This window comes from Nocardia sp. NPDC087230 (genome assembly GCF_044744725.1).
GTDB lineage: Bacteria > Actinomycetota > Actinomycetes > Mycobacteriales > Mycobacteriaceae > Nocardia > Nocardia canadensis.
Genome location: NZ_JBIUYV010000019.1, coordinates 1 through 17,604 on the forward strand (window position 1 = coordinate 1; position 17,604 = coordinate 17,604).

26 protein-coding genes are annotated in these 17,604 nt (G+C 68.3%); 12 read left to right on the plus strand and 14 right to left on the minus strand.

Going from position 1 to position 17,604, the window contains the following annotated elements:
* On the plus strand, positions 1–721 hold a 721-nt coding region (locus ACIO52_RS31785; RefSeq protein WP_402649049.1), incomplete at its 5' end, for a hypothetical protein.
* A gap of 45 nt (positions 722–766) precedes the next feature.
* Here ACIO52_RS31785 and ACIO52_RS31790 read toward each other — a convergent pair.
* Complete coding sequence (locus ACIO52_RS31790; protein WP_402649052.1) at positions 767–916, minus strand: hypothetical protein; 150 nt, start codon at positions 914–916, stop codon at positions 767–769.
* Between the two features lie 122 nt (positions 917–1,038).
* Between ACIO52_RS31790 and ACIO52_RS31795 the strand changes: the two genes are divergently transcribed.
* The 3 genes from ACIO52_RS31795 (at position 1,039) to ACIO52_RS31805 (ending at position 3,009) form a co-directional block, all read left to right on the plus strand.
* Entirely contained in the window at positions 1,039–1,851 is an 813-nt protein-coding gene (locus ACIO52_RS31795) for an AbiJ-NTD4 domain-containing protein (protein ID WP_402649055.1), read from the plus strand.
* A 100-nt stretch (positions 1,852–1,951) separates the two neighbouring features.
* Positions 1,952–2,404, plus strand: coding sequence for a hypothetical protein (locus ACIO52_RS31800; RefSeq protein ID WP_402649058.1), 453 nt, complete (start codon positions 1,952–1,954; stop codon positions 2,402–2,404).
* On the plus strand, positions 2,404–3,009 hold the full coding sequence (locus tag ACIO52_RS31805; RefSeq protein ID WP_402649061.1) for an AAA family ATPase: 606 nt from the start codon (positions 2,404–2,406) through the stop codon (positions 3,007–3,009). The genes ACIO52_RS31800 and ACIO52_RS31805 overlap by 1 nt, the downstream gene beginning before the upstream one ends.
* On the opposite strand, the gene ACIO52_RS31810 is transcribed toward ACIO52_RS31805, so the two are convergent.
* Positions 2,999–3,532, minus strand: coding sequence for a hypothetical protein (locus ACIO52_RS31810; RefSeq protein ID WP_402649063.1), 534 nt, complete (start codon positions 3,530–3,532; stop codon positions 2,999–3,001). The two genes, ACIO52_RS31805 and ACIO52_RS31810, sit on opposite strands and share 11 nt — an antisense overlap.
* 158 nt (positions 3,533–3,690) lie before the next feature.
* Positions 3,691–4,071, minus strand: a complete 381-nt coding sequence (locus ACIO52_RS31815; RefSeq protein ID WP_402649066.1) for a hypothetical protein — start codon at positions 4,069–4,071, stop codon at positions 3,691–3,693.
* Positions 4,072–4,167: 96 nt separating this feature from the next.
* Between ACIO52_RS31815 and ACIO52_RS31820 the strand changes: the two genes are divergently transcribed.
* From ACIO52_RS31820 to ACIO52_RS31845, 6 genes are all read left to right on the plus strand, one after another.
* The gene (locus ACIO52_RS31820) at positions 4,168–4,482 is read left to right on the plus strand and encodes a hypothetical protein (RefSeq protein ID WP_402649069.1); all 315 of its coding nucleotides are present in this window, start codon (positions 4,168–4,170) and stop codon (positions 4,480–4,482) included.
* Positions 4,483–4,550: 68 nt separating this feature from the next.
* Positions 4,551–4,784 carry a type II toxin-antitoxin system ParD family antitoxin gene (locus ACIO52_RS31825; RefSeq protein ID WP_402649072.1) on the plus strand — a complete coding sequence of 78 codons (234 nt, stop codon included), beginning with the start codon at positions 4,551–4,553 and terminating at the stop codon, positions 4,782–4,784.
* Complete coding sequence (locus ACIO52_RS31830; RefSeq protein WP_402649075.1) at positions 4,781–5,080, plus strand: type II toxin-antitoxin system RelE/ParE family toxin; 300 nt, start codon at positions 4,781–4,783, stop codon at positions 5,078–5,080. Before ACIO52_RS31825 ends, ACIO52_RS31830 begins: the two co-directional genes overlap by 4 nt.
* An 81-nt stretch (positions 5,081–5,161) precedes the next feature.
* The gene (locus tag ACIO52_RS31835; RefSeq protein ID WP_402649078.1) at positions 5,162–5,344 is read left to right on the plus strand and encodes a DUF6011 domain-containing protein; all 183 of its coding nucleotides are present in this window, start codon (positions 5,162–5,164) and stop codon (positions 5,342–5,344) included.
* 59 nt (positions 5,345–5,403) lie between these two features.
* A complete protein-coding gene (locus tag ACIO52_RS31840; protein WP_402649081.1) occupies positions 5,404–5,709 on the plus strand; it encodes a hypothetical protein in 306 nt (101 codons plus the stop codon).
* 56 nt (positions 5,710–5,765) lie between these two features.
* Positions 5,766–6,023, plus strand: coding sequence for a hypothetical protein (locus ACIO52_RS31845; RefSeq protein ID WP_402649084.1), 258 nt, complete (start codon positions 5,766–5,768; stop codon positions 6,021–6,023).
* Positions 6,024–6,087: 64 nt separating this feature from the next.
* Here the strand turns inward: ACIO52_RS31845 and ACIO52_RS31850 are convergent, their stop codons facing one another.
* Genes ACIO52_RS31850 through ACIO52_RS31900 form a run of 11 tightly spaced genes read right to left on the minus strand, consistent with a single transcriptional unit; the run spans position 6,088 to position 15,899 of the window.
* Positions 6,088–6,402, minus strand: a complete 315-nt coding sequence (locus ACIO52_RS31850; protein WP_402649087.1) for a hypothetical protein — start codon at positions 6,400–6,402, stop codon at positions 6,088–6,090.
* Entirely contained in the window at positions 6,399–8,639 is a 2,241-nt protein-coding gene (locus tag ACIO52_RS31855; protein ID WP_402649089.1) for an RRQRL motif-containing zinc-binding protein, read from the minus strand. The genes ACIO52_RS31850 and ACIO52_RS31855 overlap by 4 nt, the downstream gene beginning before the upstream one ends.
* A gap of 20 nt (positions 8,640–8,659) precedes the next feature.
* Positions 8,660–11,596, minus strand: coding sequence for a toprim domain-containing protein (locus ACIO52_RS31860; RefSeq protein WP_402649092.1), 2,937 nt, complete (start codon positions 11,594–11,596; stop codon positions 8,660–8,662).
* Positions 11,593–12,393 carry a DUF4913 domain-containing protein gene (locus tag ACIO52_RS31865; RefSeq protein WP_402649095.1) on the minus strand — a complete coding sequence of 267 codons (801 nt, stop codon included), beginning with the start codon at positions 12,391–12,393 and terminating at the stop codon, positions 11,593–11,595. The genes ACIO52_RS31860 and ACIO52_RS31865 overlap by 4 nt, the downstream gene beginning before the upstream one ends.
* On the minus strand, positions 12,390–14,276 hold the full coding sequence (locus ACIO52_RS31870; RefSeq protein WP_402649098.1) for a type IV secretory system conjugative DNA transfer family protein: 1,887 nt from the start codon (positions 14,274–14,276) through the stop codon (positions 12,390–12,392). Before ACIO52_RS31870 ends, ACIO52_RS31865 begins: the two co-directional genes overlap by 4 nt.
* Positions 14,276–14,524, minus strand: coding sequence for a hypothetical protein (locus tag ACIO52_RS31875; protein ID WP_402649101.1), 249 nt, complete (start codon positions 14,522–14,524; stop codon positions 14,276–14,278). Before ACIO52_RS31875 ends, ACIO52_RS31870 begins: the two co-directional genes overlap by 1 nt.
* Positions 14,524–14,853 (minus strand): WhiB family transcriptional regulator, encoded by a 330-nt coding sequence (locus tag ACIO52_RS31880; RefSeq protein ID WP_402649104.1) that lies wholly within the window; start codon positions 14,851–14,853, stop codon positions 14,524–14,526. Before ACIO52_RS31880 ends, ACIO52_RS31875 begins: the two co-directional genes overlap by 1 nt.
* Complete coding sequence (locus tag ACIO52_RS31885) at positions 14,850–15,047, minus strand: hypothetical protein (protein ID WP_402649106.1); 198 nt, start codon at positions 15,045–15,047, stop codon at positions 14,850–14,852. The genes ACIO52_RS31880 and ACIO52_RS31885 overlap by 4 nt, the downstream gene beginning before the upstream one ends.
* Positions 15,044–15,349 carry a hypothetical protein gene (locus ACIO52_RS31890; RefSeq protein WP_402649109.1) on the minus strand — a complete coding sequence of 102 codons (306 nt, stop codon included), beginning with the start codon at positions 15,347–15,349 and terminating at the stop codon, positions 15,044–15,046. The genes ACIO52_RS31885 and ACIO52_RS31890 overlap by 4 nt, the downstream gene beginning before the upstream one ends.
* Entirely contained in the window at positions 15,346–15,651 is a 306-nt protein-coding gene (locus ACIO52_RS31895; protein WP_402649112.1) for a hypothetical protein, read from the minus strand. Before ACIO52_RS31895 ends, ACIO52_RS31890 begins: the two co-directional genes overlap by 4 nt.
* Positions 15,648–15,899 (minus strand): excisionase family DNA-binding protein, encoded by a 252-nt coding sequence (locus tag ACIO52_RS31900; RefSeq protein ID WP_402649114.1) that lies wholly within the window; start codon positions 15,897–15,899, stop codon positions 15,648–15,650. The genes ACIO52_RS31895 and ACIO52_RS31900 overlap by 4 nt, the downstream gene beginning before the upstream one ends.
* A 146-nt stretch (positions 15,900–16,045) precedes the next feature.
* Between ACIO52_RS31900 and ACIO52_RS31905 the strand changes: the two genes are divergently transcribed.
* Together ACIO52_RS31905 and ACIO52_RS31910 are read left to right on the plus strand one after the other, a co-directional pair.
* Positions 16,046–16,819, plus strand: coding sequence for a GntR family transcriptional regulator (locus ACIO52_RS31905; RefSeq protein WP_402649117.1), 774 nt, complete (start codon positions 16,046–16,048; stop codon positions 16,817–16,819).
* Positions 16,820–16,828: 9 nt separating this feature from the next.
* Positions 16,829–17,503: a YdcF family protein gene (locus ACIO52_RS31910; RefSeq protein ID WP_402649119.1), complete on the plus strand. Its 675-nt coding sequence runs from the start codon at positions 16,829–16,831 to the stop codon at positions 17,501–17,503.
* Positions 17,504–17,604 lie beyond the last annotated feature (101 nt).

Below are 17,604 nucleotides of genomic sequence, written 5' to 3' on the forward strand. Positions count from 1 at the left end.
CTCGACAGAAGGGGGCCGAGCTATGCCCGGTGGCACATCCGTTTTCCCGTTCAGGGTCAACAAAGACATCAAGGACCGCGTCGGCGCCGACGCGCTGTGGCAGATCGCCGCGAACCTCTGGCCGATGGACTGCCAGACCTGCGGCCGTCCGTTCGGCGAGGAGGTCCCGGCTCTGGTGGTCAACGACATCGCCGTCCTGGCGTCCGCGACGCTGCACCACACGCGCTGCCAGGCGCCAGGATGGAACGAGGGCCTGGTCGGGGTGACCACCCAGTTCCACCTGACCCACAACACACAGACCGCGCTGGTGCCGACCGAGGTCAACGGCCGACCGGACCCGATGCCCGCGGCGTTGCTGAATCCATCGTTGGAGCAGGTGATCCTGCGCAAGGATCCACAGTGGTCGGTGGCCACGGTGAGCCAGTACCGCGACCAATTCGGCCTGAGCGGTATCGACGCGCGTAACCCGGTCCCGGATGCCTACGCGCAGTTCCAGCCGAGCGGGCTGCTCCGGGTAGCGCTTGAGCAGATCGGGCAGAGCTGGGACTTCGACGTCAGCCAGCCGCCCGAACTGCGCTCAGCGATCCTGCGCCGGCGCGGGATCGCACTGGGCGTGACCACCGCCTACGTCCCCGGCGAACACTTCGTCACGCTGGCGGACTTCGTGCAAGCGTTCCAGTCCGGGCAGATGGCATTCGGGTGGATCGCCCTCCGCAGCTGACCCAATTCGACATGAATGAGGCACCCACTATCCCTGGTGGGTGCCTCATTCATCTCGTGATCGATCGACCGGGAGATCACCGTCGCCGAGCTGCGCCTGGCCGACCGCGAAATCCGCGGCCTCGCCGACGACGAAGACCGGGCCACCATCTACGAGCTGCAGCGCGCCCGCGGTCGGCTCAACTGAAGACCTCAAGATCGTCCCCGATGGAGTGAGGGCCTACCAGGCCAGCCGAGGACTAGCGAGTGGCGGGGCTCTCGTAGCAATCGAGGTAATCGGACGATCATCGTGTCGGGCGGTTCAGGGATGATCTGCTGATGCGCTTCTCCGAACGCCATGGTCTGGTTCCAGTTAGGTCTGTGGTGCAGATCGAAAGCATGGACGACGCTCTCCGCAAGCAGCTGTGGAATGTCACCCATGACTACTACGTCGGCTCTTTCAGCATGATGGCCAGGTCCGACCATCTCTATGCGATCTGGACAGACCTGATGGAGCGGGAGGTGGATCAGTTCAACGACCGCCGGTTCCCCGACGAAGTCAAGGCATGGATTCTGACCAACGAGTGGTACCTGGTGTACGACCTTATCGAGGCGTTTGTCGCGCTCGATCACAGCGCGAACGCGGTCAAAGCGTTCAACGACGTGCTGGAAAGGTACTTGGCGGGATACCGGGTGGTTGCGGGCCAAGTGGTGCCGATCGCTGACGATCACGAGCTTTCAGAGATCGAAGTCGCGCTGACCGCCCAGAGCCACTCTGTGGCGCACCACCTGCAGAATGCGTTGAGGCTCCTCGCCGATCGCGCGCAGCCGGACTATCCGAACTCGATCAAGGAGTCGATTAGCGCGGTCGAGGCGTTCCTTGCTCCGGTCACCGGCGAGCAGACGCTCGGCGCGGCGGTGAAGAAGTTGAAGAGGATCGGGGGTTTCACGCACCCCGCCCTTCTGGATGCATGGTCGAAGTTCTACGGCTGGACCAGTGACGAGAACGGCATTCGTCACGGTGGCGACTCGGTGCCTTCCGAACTCATCACCCAGGCGCTCGCTCGATACGTGCTGATCAGCTGCTCGGCCTTTATCAACCTTCTGACCGCCGAGCAGGCCGCAGGTCGCATCCCGCTGGCCGACAAGTAGCCAGCCCAACTCTCGATCGCCGAGAGTGCTCGGTGATCGAGAGTTGGCGAGATAGCCTGTGCCCCATGACATGGGAGACCAGTCAGAGGGGTGGTCGAATATGAGCGTTCCGGTGGGATGGACCCGGTTTCAGGTCGTCTTCGACGTGCCGCAACCGGAGGGATACGACGACGACAACTCCCTCATCCAGTTCTACTGCCACACCCCGATGCCGCCGCGGGCCGGTGAGGAGATCGACGTCGACGGCCCCGGCGACGGACTGATCCTGCGGATCGAGCACGTCGAGCACTGCTACCGCCCGCCGGAGACCAGTCTGCACCCGCACTACGAGACGACGGCGTGGGCCACGCTGCGCGACCCACGCGACGCGGGCACCGCACAGCAGATGCTGCTGCACCCCGACGAGCTGGAGCAGTGGATCCGACGGCATCCACTGCTCGAACCGGCCGAAGAGCCAGAACGCGACATCACCTGCGAGGAATGCCTCGCCGCGGGCCTTCCCGGCCGCGCCGACGTGAGGCTGATCCCGCACCCCGTCTGGGGACTCGCGTGATGCCCGGACCCGTTGTCCCGGTGACGTTCTCGGCGACGGCGCACCAGGCGTTGCGTGAGCTGGCCGCCCACGCGGCCACCGGCGTCACCGTGGTCTGCGGATTCCCAGCTGCGGGCAAGACCACCGCGACCCGGCTGCTGGCCGAACTGGTCGACCCGGTCGTGCTCGACAAGGACACCTTCGCCCCGCGGCTCGAGGAGTCGGTGATGGCCGAGCTAACCGGCAACCCGCACGACCGCGACAGCGACCTCTACCGCCGCGTCGTGTCCCCGCACCTCTACGCCGCGCTGGTCCAGCAGGCCGTCACCATCGCCCGCCGCTGCCCGGTCATCGTCGATGCCCCGTTCCTCGGCTACATCAACGCCGCCGGCGAACAAGGACAGCAGCTCAGCGACTACATCCGCACGATCGCCGGCGGCGACGCCGCGATCCGCACGGTGTGGGTCGGCACCGACCCCACCAAGATCCGGGAACGCATGGCCCACCGTGGCGCCGAGCGCGATCAGCCCAAGCTCGCCGACTGGGAGACCTACCGCACCGGCGTACTGGACTCCGGTCTGGCTGTCACCGGGCCCGCCGTCGTCGACTACCTCATCACGAACTGACTTCGCTCTCGTGCTTCGCGCACGGGCCGCGGCCGCCGGTCGGGATCGCGCAGCGCTGCCCGTTGGTCTTGACCGCGCCGCACTGCAAGTCGGTCGCGTGCACGTGGCACCGGTTGCGGCCGGCGAGTGGCTCGATGCTGCACGGCCGCCCGGTCTTCGTCGGCGCCGTGCAGCGGGTGCTGGTCTGGTCGATGACGTCGATCCGGGTGGCGATGCGCCGGTTGGTCTGGGCTGCGACGGCGCGGTTGTGCCGCGCTTGCTCCTGGCGGCCGCGCTCGGCGTCCTCGAGGTCGGCCGGGCTCATCCCGGCGTACGGTTCCTCGCCGGTGCGCCAGCACTTCGCGGCGTAGGCGGCAATCCCGTCGCGGCTTTGCGCGTGCAGCCAGACGATCTTGCCGAGACCTCGGAACGCCAAATCGTAGGGCTCCTGATCCGGCTCCCGCATGGCGTGGTGCTCGATGTACTCCACAGCAGCGCGGGCCAGCTGCGCCCGCTCGGGGATGCTCGGTTTACGACGGGCCATGGGCCGGTACCGTACTGGCCCGCAGCAGGAACCACACCCCGGAATCGCCGGTCGGATTCACTCGAAAAAGGCGAGGTGAAGGCATATTTCCGCTGTCACCGCGGCGCCGGGATCACTGCCTGCCGCCCCCGCTGACGGATGCCGACGTGGTAGGTGGTTCACCGTTCTCGGTCGTAGCCACGCGCGCGCTCGCGCAGGGCACGCTCGAGAGCGTTGCCCGACCAGTCGTCGAGCGCGTCTCGCTGTGGGCTCAGGATGGTCGGGTACGCAGCATCGTGAGCCTCCCGCTTCCGAGCGGCCTCGGCGACGGCCAACGCGATGTCATGATCGCTGCGGGCCTCCGACAGCAGACGGTGCGCCCTACCGCGCATCTTGTCCAACCGGTCGTAGTCCGCACCGGTAGCGCCGGAGATCCGGAGCTGGTGGTCGAGTTCGACCAGCTCGGCGCCGATCTCATCGAGGCGTTGCTGGTCGGGATGCCATCCCACCTGCTGCATCTCCGCGATCAGATCCAGATAGCGATCGGCCAAGCTGCTCACCACGGTCCCCTGCCGTCGACGACGTCCAGGTTCCGACGATACCGCCAGATCCCCTGCGGCCGTGGAATTGTCGGACCACCGATGCACCATCGCTGAATGAGCGCGCACGATGCCGTCAACACCGCGAACCTCGAATCAGCCCGCCGGGCCGGTTGGCCGGAACTCACCGGCACCCCCAAACAGATCGGCTGGGCGGCCACCATCCGGGCCGCGCGGATGCGCGAGTTCGACGCCACCGACTCCCCCGCATCCGCGATGACCGATGCGGCGCGGGCCGCGGTTCGCGGCGTGCTGCTCGAGGTCACCGCCGCCAGCGACTGGATCGACACGCAATCCAACCCTCATTGGCACCTGGTTCTGCTGGTTCTCCGGCGCACCCCCGCGGAGATTGCCGCGCTCGGCTCGCTGTAGCAGCCTCGGCGGCCGACCGGATCAGACCTACAACACAACTGTTACCAGAAATTGGTAACATGCAGGTCATGGGCAAGAACACCTCGATCAGCCTCGACGAGCACTACACCGGATTCATCGCCGACGAGGTCGCCTCGGGCCGCTACAGCTCGGCCAGCGACGTCGTGCGCACCGCGCTGCGCCTGCTCGAAGACCGCGAGACCCAGCTGCGCGCCCTGCGCGCGGCCCTCGTCGACGGCGAGAACTCCGGCCCGGCCACCCCCTTCGACTTCGACGCCTTCCTGGCGGGCAAGCGCCGGTGAACCGCTACCTGCTCACCCCGGCCGCCCAGACCGACCTGCACGACATCTACGACTACACCGAAAAGACATGGGACGCCGACCGGGCCGAGGTCTACCTGCGCCGCATCCAGACCGCGATCGAAACCGCCGCCGCACGCCCCGGTGTCGGCCGCGCCTGCGACGAGATCCGCCCCGGCTACCGCAAACTCGCGGCCGCGGCCTCCCACGTCATCTACTACCGGCTCAACGACGACGGCGACATCGAGGTCATCCGGATCCTGCACCAGCGGATGGACGTGGACTCCCACCTGTCCTAGAGCTCGCTCGACGTAATTCACCGTGTCGGTGCCCTGTGCGATCGTCAGCTTGATGATGCCCGCCGGCCGGAGGAGAACGACATGGCCGATTCCGTTGACCGTCCCGAAGTCAGGCTGGTCGCCCACTGCCGCCGGTGCCGTGGCTGGCTGCTGTCGGCGAAGTCGATCGCCGAGGGTATCGGCCCGACCTGCGCGATGCGCGAGCGCGCCGAACAGCGCGCCGCGGCCGCCAACGAATTGACGCTGTTCGACTTCGCGGCCTGAACGGTCTGCAACGATCACAGCCGAGTGACCACACGAAGGTTGGAGGAGGGCTCATGCCCATGCTGCGTCTGCTCGGCTGCGGATCGGAAACCGGCGGATGTCCCGCCTTGTATGACACCGACGGTGACCAGCTGATCGTGCAGGGCATCAAGGCCATCGAAGGCTCGGCCGTCTACGTCCCGCGCGCCCTGCTGAGCTGGGTCGAACCGGGAATGCAACTGCGCGCCGAAGACACCGAGACACAAGGCACGGTGCTCATCGCCGGAGACCCGGTCGACGACGAAACCCTCGCCAAGCTGATGCTCGACACGGGCGAGGGTGCTGTCGCAGTCGCCAAGCACCCGGGCGCCGGAGTTTCTGCGTGATCTTGTAGTCGGCGCCTACGCTCGTCTCGTCCCGACCAGCGGAGAAGGGGTCCACCATGCTGCGGTACGTGTGCGGGAACAGCACATGCCTCTACGCCTGGCACTACACCCCGACGTGCCCGAACCGGCCGCGGCCGGCGCCCGGACCGATCACTCCCGGCGAGCTGCAGGCCTTCCGCACGTATCTGCAGGTCCGTTACAACGAGCAGGCCCGCTCCCGCAGCATCCGCGCACCGCTGCACCGGCAGCTGATCACGCTGGCGGTCATGGTCGGCGTCGGTGCGGTCCTACTGGTCCTGCTGTTCTCGGTGTAGTCCTACTCGAGACACCGGTGAGCCCCAGAGCCGAAACGCTCTGGGGCTCACCGCTATCTCGTGCTCAGGAGTGGAGGGCCTCCAACCGGGTGACCGCGTCAGCGAAGAACCGGATCTTCCCCGCGGCGGTAACCCGCTTGCGCCACTCTCCGATCCGGACGTAGCCACAAGTAGCGAGGGTGCCGTCGAGGGCTTCGAGGGTCACCGGCTCGCCGTGAGTGGTCGAGACCGACTCCCACCAGGACCCCACGCCGCGGCCGTCGAGCGTCCCGTCCGGTGTGAAGAACAGCTCGGTGGTGAACAGATCCGCGACCGCGACGTTGTCGATGTCGTCGAGGCGGGCGATCACGTACAGGTCGACGGTCTCCTGCTCGGTCACCGCTCGATCCCTTCTCCGCGGAAGTTGCGGCGCCCGCCCACTCGCGCAGGTTCGGCCGCCGCCCGTGCGGCAGCAGCGGACCGTTCGGGGCGATTCCGGCACGCCCGGTCGCGGGCAGAGGGGGTGTGGCTGGCGGTCGCGTCCACCGCGGCCTGGCGGGCCAGCTTGTGGTCGCGGGTGGCGATGGCCCCGCCGATCTTGGTCTTCCATCCCGCTCCACGCTTGGCGGCGGCCTGGCCCAGCTGCCAGGCGGACTGGATACCCGAGTCCACCACCTGCTGCACCCCGGTCCGTACATCGGCTCCGGCGCGCGCGGAGCGCAGCTCGCGGCCGAGCTGCTCGGTTTGGGCCTTGAACCGCTTGACCTGCTCGTCAACGCCCTGCGGGGCACCCACGGCGACGGTGTAGAACGTCTCGGCTACCGCGGAGGTGGTGTACGGCAGGTGATTGTCCTTCCCACCGGTCAGATCCGCGCCCGCCAGCAGCGCGGTGATCATCTCCTTCTTCCCGTCGGCGAGCTCGCGGGCGGCGGTGGTCGTGCGCTGCTGGTCGACCTGCAGTTTGGAGCGCTCGTCGACCCACATCAGCTCGGGCAGATCCTGGGCGCGGGTGATCCGTCCCGCCTCGATGTCGTCGATAGTGAGCCGCAGCTGCGCCTGCTCCAACACCGCGAGGCCTCTGCCGTCGACCGCGTCGTCGAGCCAGTCCCGCCGAGATGCGGCGTAGGACACCGCCATCGCCATGTCCGCGCCGACGTTGCGGGAGGTGACCGCGTCGACGGCTGCCTCGCGGAAGGCCGCGTGGTCGTCGACGTAGGCGGCGAGCTGGGCGGAGAGGATCTCGCGATCGACGTACTCCGGCCACACCCGCAACGATTCCTCGGTGGCGGCGCCCGCGTGCAACGCCCGACCGAGCCCGCGCAGGGTCTCCTGGTCGGGCTGGGTCATCACCGAAATCTGCTCGGCGATGTCGGAGCCGTCGACCGTGCCGGTCGCGAATCCTTCCAACAGCTTCGCGGCGCGGCCGCGCATCTCCTCACCGGGATCGACGTAGACCGGGGTCGCCAGCAGATCAACTCCGGTCACATCACCGCGCAGGTAGTCGACGACGAACTCGATCTCGCTGCGCTGGCCGGGCGACATCTTCACTGCGGCGAGGTCGGCGGCGAGCTGGGCTCGCCGGGCGCCGGCGTCGGTCAAGTGCGCACCGGGATCTTCACCGGGCAGGCTCTCGCCCCGCCACGTCGAGACCGCGGCCAGGACCTCAGCCTTCGCCGACGCGTTCAGCGGGAGCGAGGAGACGAAGTCCACCACTGTGGACTCGCGCGCCCACAAGGCCGCGGCTTCGGCGAGTGCCTGGTTGGCCGCCGGGTCGAAACCGGGATCGATGCTCACGCTCCGGTCCTGCACGTCGATGACCACACCCCACGAGGACTCGAACGAATCCCGGATCTTGGTCAGCGTCGCGGCCGCCACATCAGACTCCTCGTGCCAGGTCAGCGAAGTGGTGAGAGCGTCGACCGTGGCGAACTGGTCGCGCCACCACATCCGGGAGTCATCGCCTAGACCCTGCTCCACCGCGGCGAGCTCGGCGGCCCGTTCCGCGCTGAGGTCGGCCGCGTGCTCGGGGTCGGCCGCGGTGATCGCCTCATCTCGTTCGGCAATCAGCACTCGTCGACGATCGGCCGCAGCGAGGGCCTCCGCCGCAAACAGATACGCCAGCTGCTGTCCTGGCCCGGTCGGGACACCCAGCTGCTCCGGCATGGGCAGCTCGCCGGCGTCGACAGCGGCGTGCACTGTCTGCGCCAGGTGGGTGGGGATGGCGCCATCGGCGGCGAGCTGGTCGACCTTGGCCAGGATCGTGGCGATCTCGGCGGCGGCTTCGGCGGTTTCGGTGTTGTCGGACATGGTGTTTCCCTTCTCAGTTGTCCACGCCGGGCCGGGATCTCCGGCGGCGTCGAGGTCGGTGGCAGACAGCCCGCGCCGTTCGGCAGCGCGGATCTGGTGTGCCCGCACGGCTTTGGCGACGGCGAGCAGCTGGGCTGGGGAGGCGGTGCGCTTCGGGGCCGCTTTCGCGACGTCGTAGAGGTAGGCGGTCACCTCGCGGCCGCGTCGCATCCGTCGCATCACGGCGGCGGGCTCCTGGCCGTTGGGGCGAAGACCCGCCGCGCGAAGCTGGCGGCGGGTCTTCAGGTGCGAGGGCGCAGCCATCCACGGGTAGATGTCGAGCTCAGTCATTGCAGGTCCCCCCGGGGTCCTCAGCGGCCCAGCGACGGGCCCTGGCCCTTGCCTCGGTGATGGGTGCGCTGCACACCGGCTCCGTGCCGGGTGGTGCGCTTCTTGCCCGCCGCGCTGCGCTGGGTCGCCGCAGACGCGGGGTGGGCGGCACCGGCGTCGGCGGCCATCCGCTGCGCGACCTTGGCCGGGCTCAGGCCCGCCGACTGCAGATCGCGTGCCATCTGGGCACGCCGAGCCTCGGTGTCGTAGCCGGGTGTGGCCTGCGGCTTGGCCGAGTTCGCCTCGACGACGGCATCGCGGCGCTCGGCCCAGACCTCCGCGATCCGGCGGGCCTGCTTGCCGACGACAGAAGCGTCTCCGGCGCCCTGGTCGAGGTGATGGTGCAGCCGGTGGCGCACTCCCTCGGGTACGCGCAGGGTCTGCAGCTTGGCGTCGAGCTGTTCGAGGCGGCCGGACTGCTCGACGTCGGGCAGGCCGGCCCGCCCCGCCGCGAGCTGGGTATGCGCGTCGATCACCCGCTTCAGTTCCACTCCAGACCGACGGGCAGCACCGACCGGCGTCGCTCCCGATTCGAGGATCTGTTCGGCCTGGCGCTCGGTGGTGCGCGCGGTCTGCTGCGCGATCCGCTCGGACCTCTCCCGATCGACCGAGGCGGCGGTGCGCTCGTCGAGCCACATCAGTTCCGGCATCACCGACTTGCCCGCCTCGACATCGGCGAGCATCAACCGCAGCTGATCACGCTCCAGGTCGTGCAAGCCCTTCCCCTTGTCGAGCGCCTTCTCGATCGTCTTGCGGTGCACCGCAGCGCGCTTCGCCAGCGCGGCAGCGTCCGGATCGGCGGTCTTCCCCTCGGCGGCGGCCTGGCCCGCAGCCAGATCGGCCTTGGGTGCCACGGTGGCGTAAACCCGCACCGCGCTGGTCAGCTCGTCACGGTCGACGTGATCCGGCCACAGCTTGGTGAACTTCGCGGTCGGATCCGACCGGATCGCGATGCCGCGTTCGCGGGCGAGCTGCTGATCTTCGGAGTCCATCACCGCGACCGTCTCGGAGAGACGTTCCCGCAGCGACGCCGTCGGCCCGCCGACCCGCAGCGCATCCTGGTAGCGCACCAGCAGCTCGTCGACCCGCGCCTTGGCCTCTTCTCCGTGGGAGACCAGCGCCTCGGGCAGTCGACGCAGCTCGCGAGTCGCCACCGCCGACTCGTACTCACCCAGCTGCCCAAGCGGCACCACCCGGCCGGGCTGGCCGAGATACACCGCGACCAGGCGCATCGCGGTGGTGGTCTCCTCACCGAGGCCGGAGGCCTTCAGCTTCTTGCTGAGCAGGTCGAGCTGCTTGGGCGTCGGGTGGTCGACCCACTTGGCGATCTCGCCGTAGAGCTCCTCTTTCACCTCATCGGCGAGCTCGGCCTGGGCGGCGATCATCTGCACCATCCGGTCTTGCGCGATCCGCAGCCGGGCCTGATCAGCGCGCCCGATCTCGGCCTGGCGCAACGCCACAACCAGTTCCGGCGCCTCTTCGGCCTGTGCCGACGGGGTGACCGTTCCCGTGCTGGCGTCGATACGGAGGCCGTAACGCTTCTCGACGTGGGCGGCGAGATCTTCCAGCGACTGCTTGGCGAAATCCGAGTCACCCGCCCAGGCCGCGGCATCGCGCACCGCCTCGACGATCTCGGTCCGCGAGGCGTTGTGCAGGCCCTTCTCGCGCAGCTTGCGCAACCGGGCCTCGGCCGTTGCCCGCGCGGCGGCCTGCTCGGCGTCGGCCTTGCGGCGTTCTTCCTCGGCGAGCTGAGCTTTCATCTCGTCGTAGCGGATCTTCTGCTCGATCGCTTCGCTGACCGCCTCGAACACCTTCTGCATCAGCGCCTGCATGAACATTCGCCACTGCATGCCCATGTTGTCGAGGTCGTCGGAATGCTGCGCCGGGGCATCGCCAGAGGGCATGAGCAGGTATTCAGGCATAGGGGTTCCTCCCGGAGTGACGTTGCTGCCCGCCGCCGGCGGCGTGGGCTCGGAGATAGGGGTGAAGGGATCCAGGCCCGGAACAGGCACCAGATCGGCGATCTCGTGACCGCACTGCAGGTGGTCGTGAAGGTCCTTGCCGGTGGCCGCACCGACGACCCGCACACGCGGGACCACCCCGACCAGCGAGGACATGACTTTCTCGGCCCGGCGATAGCCCGCGGCGTCCTGGTCGACGACGATGATCACCGTCGGTGCGCCCTTGAGCCACTGAGCGTGCTCGGCAGTCCAGCTCAAGGCGCCGCCCGCGTTCGTCGTCGCGACCAGACCGGCCGACTCCGCTGCGAGAACGTCCTTTTCGCCTTCGCACACATAGATCACTCGGTCGCCGTCAGCGATGGCGTCGAGCACCTGCGGCAGCTGGTAGGGGATCTTGTCGAACCCGGTCTTGGCCCATGAGCCCGTCGTCGGGTCCCACGACCGCTGCACGAATTCCTTGTCCGTGCCGCGGTCGAAGCGAGCCTCGCGGCGACGGACCGCACCGGCGACGGTGCCGTCAGCGCGCACGTAGGAGTAGCTCGCGGTCGTGCGCCACGACGACCGCTGCGCGCCCAGGTCAGGCTTGTGGGACTTGGGCGGCAGCCCGGCCGCCTCGATCGCCTGCTCGGCCCGTGACGGTGCACGGGTGGGCTGCGGGGCCTGCGCGCTGCGACCGCGACCCGAGGAGCGGGGAGCGTCGTAGAGGTCGCGGACCTGCAACCCGAGAACCTCGAGGATCTCGGTGTCGGGGCAGCCCGCGTAGCACTCGATCTTCGTGCGCTCAGCGTCGGCGAGGTACTTCGCGCCCAAGCTCGGCCGGTGCCGGCGCCCATCGGCCTCGTGCACTGGGCAGCAGTACTGGGTCCACGACCCAGCCTTGCGGCCAGGACCCATCACCGACTCCAGCTTGGTGGTGACGGCGACCCAGCTGCGCGGCCCTTCGGTCTGCTCGGTCACGAAAGCTCCCAGGTCGGGGGCACTTCCATGGACTTGGTGGGCCAGGGCTCACGCACGACCAGGCCCGAGGGCCGCTCGTAGTAGCCCGACGGGAAGGTAACCGCGGGCGCGTCGTCGCCGATGGGCAGCGGCTGGAGCTTCTCTGTGTGCCCACCGGCGACCGAGCAGTACTTGAACGGGCCTTCGGTGTCGAGGATGCGGGACATGTGCGGGTCCAGGTGCAGCAGCCAGAACTCGCTCGGCTCGGTGCCCTTGCCCTGGCGCAGGTGCTCGAACGCCCGCCACAGCACCTCCATCCGCGCCATGACCTCGGCGTGCTCCCACCACTGCGGGCACCAACGCAGACGCTGCTCGCTACCGCGCACGATGACTTCGCGGGCGTAGACCTGTACGACGTAGCTCTCGACGAACTCGCGCGCGTTCTCGAACCGCAGCTGCGGTGCAGGCTCCTCCCCTTCCGCCTCTTCGGCGGCCGGCGCTTCGGCGGCAGGTTCTGGCTCGGGCTCAGGCTCGACAGTCGGGACCGGGTCGATCGCGATGGTGGCTTCGAGGATCGCGGTCTCCCGCATCCCGGCGAGGACTTCATCGGTGAGCAGCTCGCCCAGCACGCCCTCGGCGACGGTCTTGGCCTTCGCGGCGAGCTGGCTGGTCACCGCCTTGCGGATCGCGACCTCGACGGCCTCGGACAGGTCCATCTGCGGGACGATCGCGGCGGCGGCCGTGGCCGCGGTGCCGAGCAGCTCGCCGTCGGTGGTGTGGTCGGCGGGGATCACGGTGGTGTTCTCGGTCGTGGTCATGCAGTTTTGCCTTCCTCATCGGTGGGCACGATGCGCAGACGCGCACGTGCGGACTTGGGATCGGAAACCTGTGCGGCGGTGCGGCTCTCGGCGTCCTTGATGGCCTTGGAGACCTGGGCGGCGTAGGGGCGGGCCATCCACGGCACGGTCTCGATCAGCACGGCGCGACGACCGGCGCTGAACACCACCGCGCGCCCGCGCGGGATCGCGGCCAGGTCGGACTCGGTGAGGGTGCGCTCGGTGACCCGCGAGGTCGAGGTCGACCGGCCGCCCTGGGGGCTGCGCGAGACCGCGTTGACCAGCTCGTAGTGGTCACCGACCAGCGCCGAGCGGTCACGCAGGAAGTTCGCGTCGTCCAGGCCGGAGCCGAGGACCTTCACGTTCGCGGCCGACCACAGCGCCTTCATGCCGTCCTCGCCCCAGCAGCGCACGCCCTGGGCCCACGACTGCAGGACCGTCATCACGACCATCCCGCGCGAGCCGAAGTGGCTGTACTGCTTGGGCAGATCCCGCCAGCGCACGATGTTGGCGGCCTCATCGAGCACCATCAGCAGCGGAACCTGCAGACGCCCGCCCGGGCTGCGGGTGCCCTCACGCTCACCGGCGCCCGCGATCGCCGCACACAGCGCGGTCACCAGCGGGCCCGCCGAGCCCTTGACCTCCCGCGAGAGCGGGAACAACGTGTCGCGGGAAGTGACGAACGCATCGACATCGAAGGCCTCGCGCGGTGCCTCGCCCTGCTCCGGAGGGGTCACCCACGGCCGGACCCGGCTGTACTTGAGGCAGCTGGCCATCTTCTTGGCGGTCGAAAACACACCGGAGCGCTGCTTTTCCGGAGCCTGGTACTGATCCGACAGCGCGCCGGCGAGCAGCTCGTACCCGGCGGCGTCGAGGATCTCGACCGGCTCGGTGTTGTCGAACTTGGTCACCCACGCGAACGCCTGGGTGATCGGGCGCTTCGCGATCGCGCACGCCAGGAAAAGCCCGGCGAGCAGGTCCTCACCCTCGGGCTCGAAAAATGAGTCCTTGGAGGTGCTTTCACCGCCGTCGGCGAAGTGCCCGGCGAGCTCGGCGGCGCGCTCCTGGGCGCCGACACCGTCGTCGGTTCCCCGCACCCACTCGATCGGATCCCAGTACCAGCTCACCGGCTCGGCGGCCACGCCCTGGGGGTCGAACACCCACGACCGGCCACCCGTGCGCTCCATGCGCAGCGCCCGGGTCGCGTCGACGACGTCGCGCTTGTTCGAGGTGGCCACCACCGGTCCGGGGGCGTCCAGCACAGCCGGGATCACGCGGGAGGTGGACTTGCCCTGGCGTGGACCCCAGATGTCGACGTGCAGATCCTCGTAGGAGGCGAACAGCTCCGAGCCGTCGACGACCGCACGCCCGATCAGCACACCCGGCTCGTCGTCCTCGCCGAGCTGCACTTTCAGGCTGGCGGCCTTGGCGGTAATGGCCTTGCGGCCCATGTCGGCCAGCTCGCGGCCGCGCGCCATGAACTTCGCGCGGTCGTCGATGGTCTCCTTGCGGGCCCGGCGCTGGGCTTTGCGGCCGCGGCGCTGGTCGAGCAGGTCGCGGCACTTCTCGCACGCTGCTGTCCACGCCCACACGCCGCCCGCGACCGTCACGGCGGTGCCGGCGATCAGGGTGGCCGCGCCACCGGTCGCGGCGTAGCTCCAGTGCAGCTGCTCGGTGGCCAACCCGATCGCGATGGCGGCCGGGTTGAGCGGGACATCCTGAACGGGACCGCCGTAGAGCGCGGCACCGATCCGCATCGAGACTCCACCGGCCTCGACCAGGCCGAACCCGGTACCGACCGCGATGAGCGGCGTCCAGGACTCGTCTCCGCTGCTACCACGGGGAGCTTTCACACTGCGGTCCATCAGAGGACGCCTTCCATGAGATCGGCCACCAGCACGACGCGAGTCGCACCGCCGTGGCCGTGGATGAGTTCGATATCGGCCAGGCGCTGGGCCTCGACCGTCGTGCGGACCGCGCCGCGCCAGCGCATCGAGACCGCACCGTCGGGCCAGATCACGCCGTCCGCGACCACACCGACCCCGGAGAAACCGGTGACGTCGATGTCGCGGACCAGCTGGAACACCCGCACTCCGGCGGTCTCGGTCGCCATTACGCAGCCACCTCGCCCAGGTCCGTCACCTCGGCGGCGATGGCTTTCAGCTGCGCGATCGCGGCCGTGCGGACGCGGTTGTAGTGGGCGTTGCTGACGCTGCTCGGCACGTACACCGAGGCGATCACGCACTCGGCGATGGCCCTGTCCTCGACCAGCGGCACCGCGTAGGCCGCGCACAGCTGAAGCACCGGGCAGGCCTGGCACAACCGCACGGCCGGACTGCGCTGGGAGCGCTTGCTCGGGTCCGGGAAGAACGTCTCCTGGCCGGTTCCGCTGCACGCCCGGTCGGTGAAAACGGCCGGGTCGATGAAGGTCTGAGCGTTCATCGCTGACCCCCGACCGGCGTCGAGGTCACCGAGGTGTAGTCCGTGCTCGGGAAGGCCAGCACGACCGCGGCCATCACCAGCAGCGCGAACCCGATCACCACGCCGAGCACGGTGAAGATCGCGGCCACGGTGTTGCCGCCCGACCCGGGGCCGACCGGGATGTAGAGGTCGACGTAGCGAGTACGGCGCCTCATGCCCGCACCTCCCGCACCCGGGCGGCCAGCTTGGGGTCGGTCACCCGGGCGTAGAGCTTGGGATCGGTCAGGCGGTCAGCGTCGATGCGCTGCACCCGCGCCGAGGTGATCCGCGCACCCTCGCGCACGACTACCCGGTAGGAGACCTTCGCGTGCGCGCGGCCCTTCGAATCGATGGTGGGAGCGGCGATGTCGGTGACCAGCAGCACGCGGGCGCCGTCGCGGTAGATGTCGGTGTAGAGGTGTCCGACGGCGATGGTCACGCCCTTGCCGGTGGTGAAGGTGAGGCTCATCGCGGTCACGCCCCCACCGACATGGCGAGGTAGCCGAGCGCTTCGGCGCTGGTCAATCCGAGTGCGGCCGACCAGCGCTCGACTTCCGGCTTGTCCGGAGCGATCGCGATCTGCAAGGCCGCCTTGGCCTGCGCGCGGGTCAGGTGACGGCCCGGCAGGTAGTCGACGACCCAGCGGTCCGACCCCATCAGATCGGCGTGGTGCTCGGTGGCCTCGCTGACCATGTGCCCGTCAGTGATGTACACCGCGGGAATGGTGGGAGCTGCTGCGCGACGCCAGATGTCGCGCGACCAGGTGGAGGGGATGTTCATCGTCCCACCGCCGAATCATCGGTCTCGTCGGCGACTCCCAGGCCAGGCGAGGCCATCGGGGTGGCCAGCTTGAGGACCTCGGCGCGACTGACGTGAATGTGGTTCGACGCCATACGCCAGCCGCTCAGCTTGCCCTGGTCGATCCACCGCCGGAGCGTTCGCGAATGGACGCCCACCAGGGCAGCACCTGCGGACAACCGGATCAGCTCGTGTGCGTCTGCGTCCCTGCGCATCTGCGGATTTGTCACGACATCTACTCCCTTGCCGTAATAGAGGTAGCTCTATTTGAGCACCGGCGAGGAGTATCGTCAATAGAACCGGCTGTATTGATGGCCCGGTGTGGCCAAGAGAGTTATGGCTACTCTTAACGAGGCGAGAAGGAAGGAGTACGGCGATGGCGGCTATCGGCGGATACCGGGAGTTGGCAGCGAGTCTCCGCACTGCGATCCAGCAGGGCGAATACGCGCCTGGTGCGACGTTGCCCAAGCAGGACGAGCTGGCTGAGCGCTACGCGGTCAACATCAAGACCGTGCGCCAGGCGATCAACCTTCTGGAATCGGAAGGCCTCGTGACGCCGATCAGGCGGCGGGGCACCGTGGTTCGTGAGCGGCCGCCTATGCGCCGTCTGGGCGCCGATCGGTACTCGAAGAAGAAGTGGAAGTTCGGCGACACCGTGGCTTTCGTGGCTGACCGGGAGGCGTCCGGCCGCCCATGGCAGCTCACGGACCAGACGCAGACGGTTCAGCTGGTCGAGGCCGACAGCCAGGTCGCCGAGGCGTTCGGTCTGGCACCAGGCAGCCTCGTGTATGAGCGTGCCCGGCTCGTGAAAGACGCTGACCAGCCAACACACACCCTGACGAGCTACTACCTGCCAGCCCACGTCGCTGGCACGCCGTTAGTCGACCCGACTCCCGGGCCAGCCGGGCGTGGCGGCGGCTTCGCCGTTCTGACCTTGCAGGGTTTCGAGCCTGACCACATGACCGAGACAATCTTCGCTCGGATGCCGACACCCGACGAGACCGAGCAACTGAATCTTCCCGCCGGCGAACCGGTTATGGTGCTGACGCGTCAGACTTATACCGCTGACGACACCCTGGTCGAGTTCGCCCGCGGAGTCCACGCTGCATCTCGATTCGCCTGGACCTACAGCTTCGACCTTCCAGAGTGAGGACGAACCATGCCGTTGACGACTATCCCTGACCACCTCCGGGCTGAGGTCGAAACGCTCTGGGACTACAACCAGCTCGCCCAGGAAGTGCATCCCGTTGACGTCGGGATCGGGCTTGGAAGCCACGATCTGGGTGTCGCTACCCATACCGCTGATCTCTACCACCAGGGGATGTTCCCGCTCGTCGTTTTCACCGGCGCGAACGCACCAACGACTGTTGATCGTTTCCCTCGGGGTGAGGCGGTCCACTACCGTGAGCACGCCGTCGGTCGGGGTGTTCCCGACAGCGCAATCCTGGTGGAACCCAACGCGACCAACACAGGCGAGAACATCGACTTCACTCGGGCGGCACTGCAGCAGCGCGGCGACTTAAGTCAGATCCGGTCGGTGATGCTGATCTCGCGGCCGTACCAGCAGCGCCGTAGCTTCGCGATCTGCCGTAAAAGGTGGCCCGGTGTCGAGGTGCTCTGTTCGTCTCTCCCGCTCTCCCTGGACGATTACGTGCGCTCAATCGGCGATGTCGACCGGGTGATCACCATGCTCGTCGGAGACACTCAGCGGATCTGGGTCTATGCCGAGCGTGGCTGGGCGGCTGCACAACACGTTCCTGACGAGGTGGACGAGGCATACAACCGGCTGGTGTCGGCTGGCTACACCGGCCGACTTCTTCCTGCAGGTGGATAGCGTGGTTCCAAAGCATTCTTCGATCTGGCACATGCCGAACCGAATGATGCGGATTGCCAATCGATCCGCATGGGAGGGGCTCCTGCGGCGTGTCGTTTGTA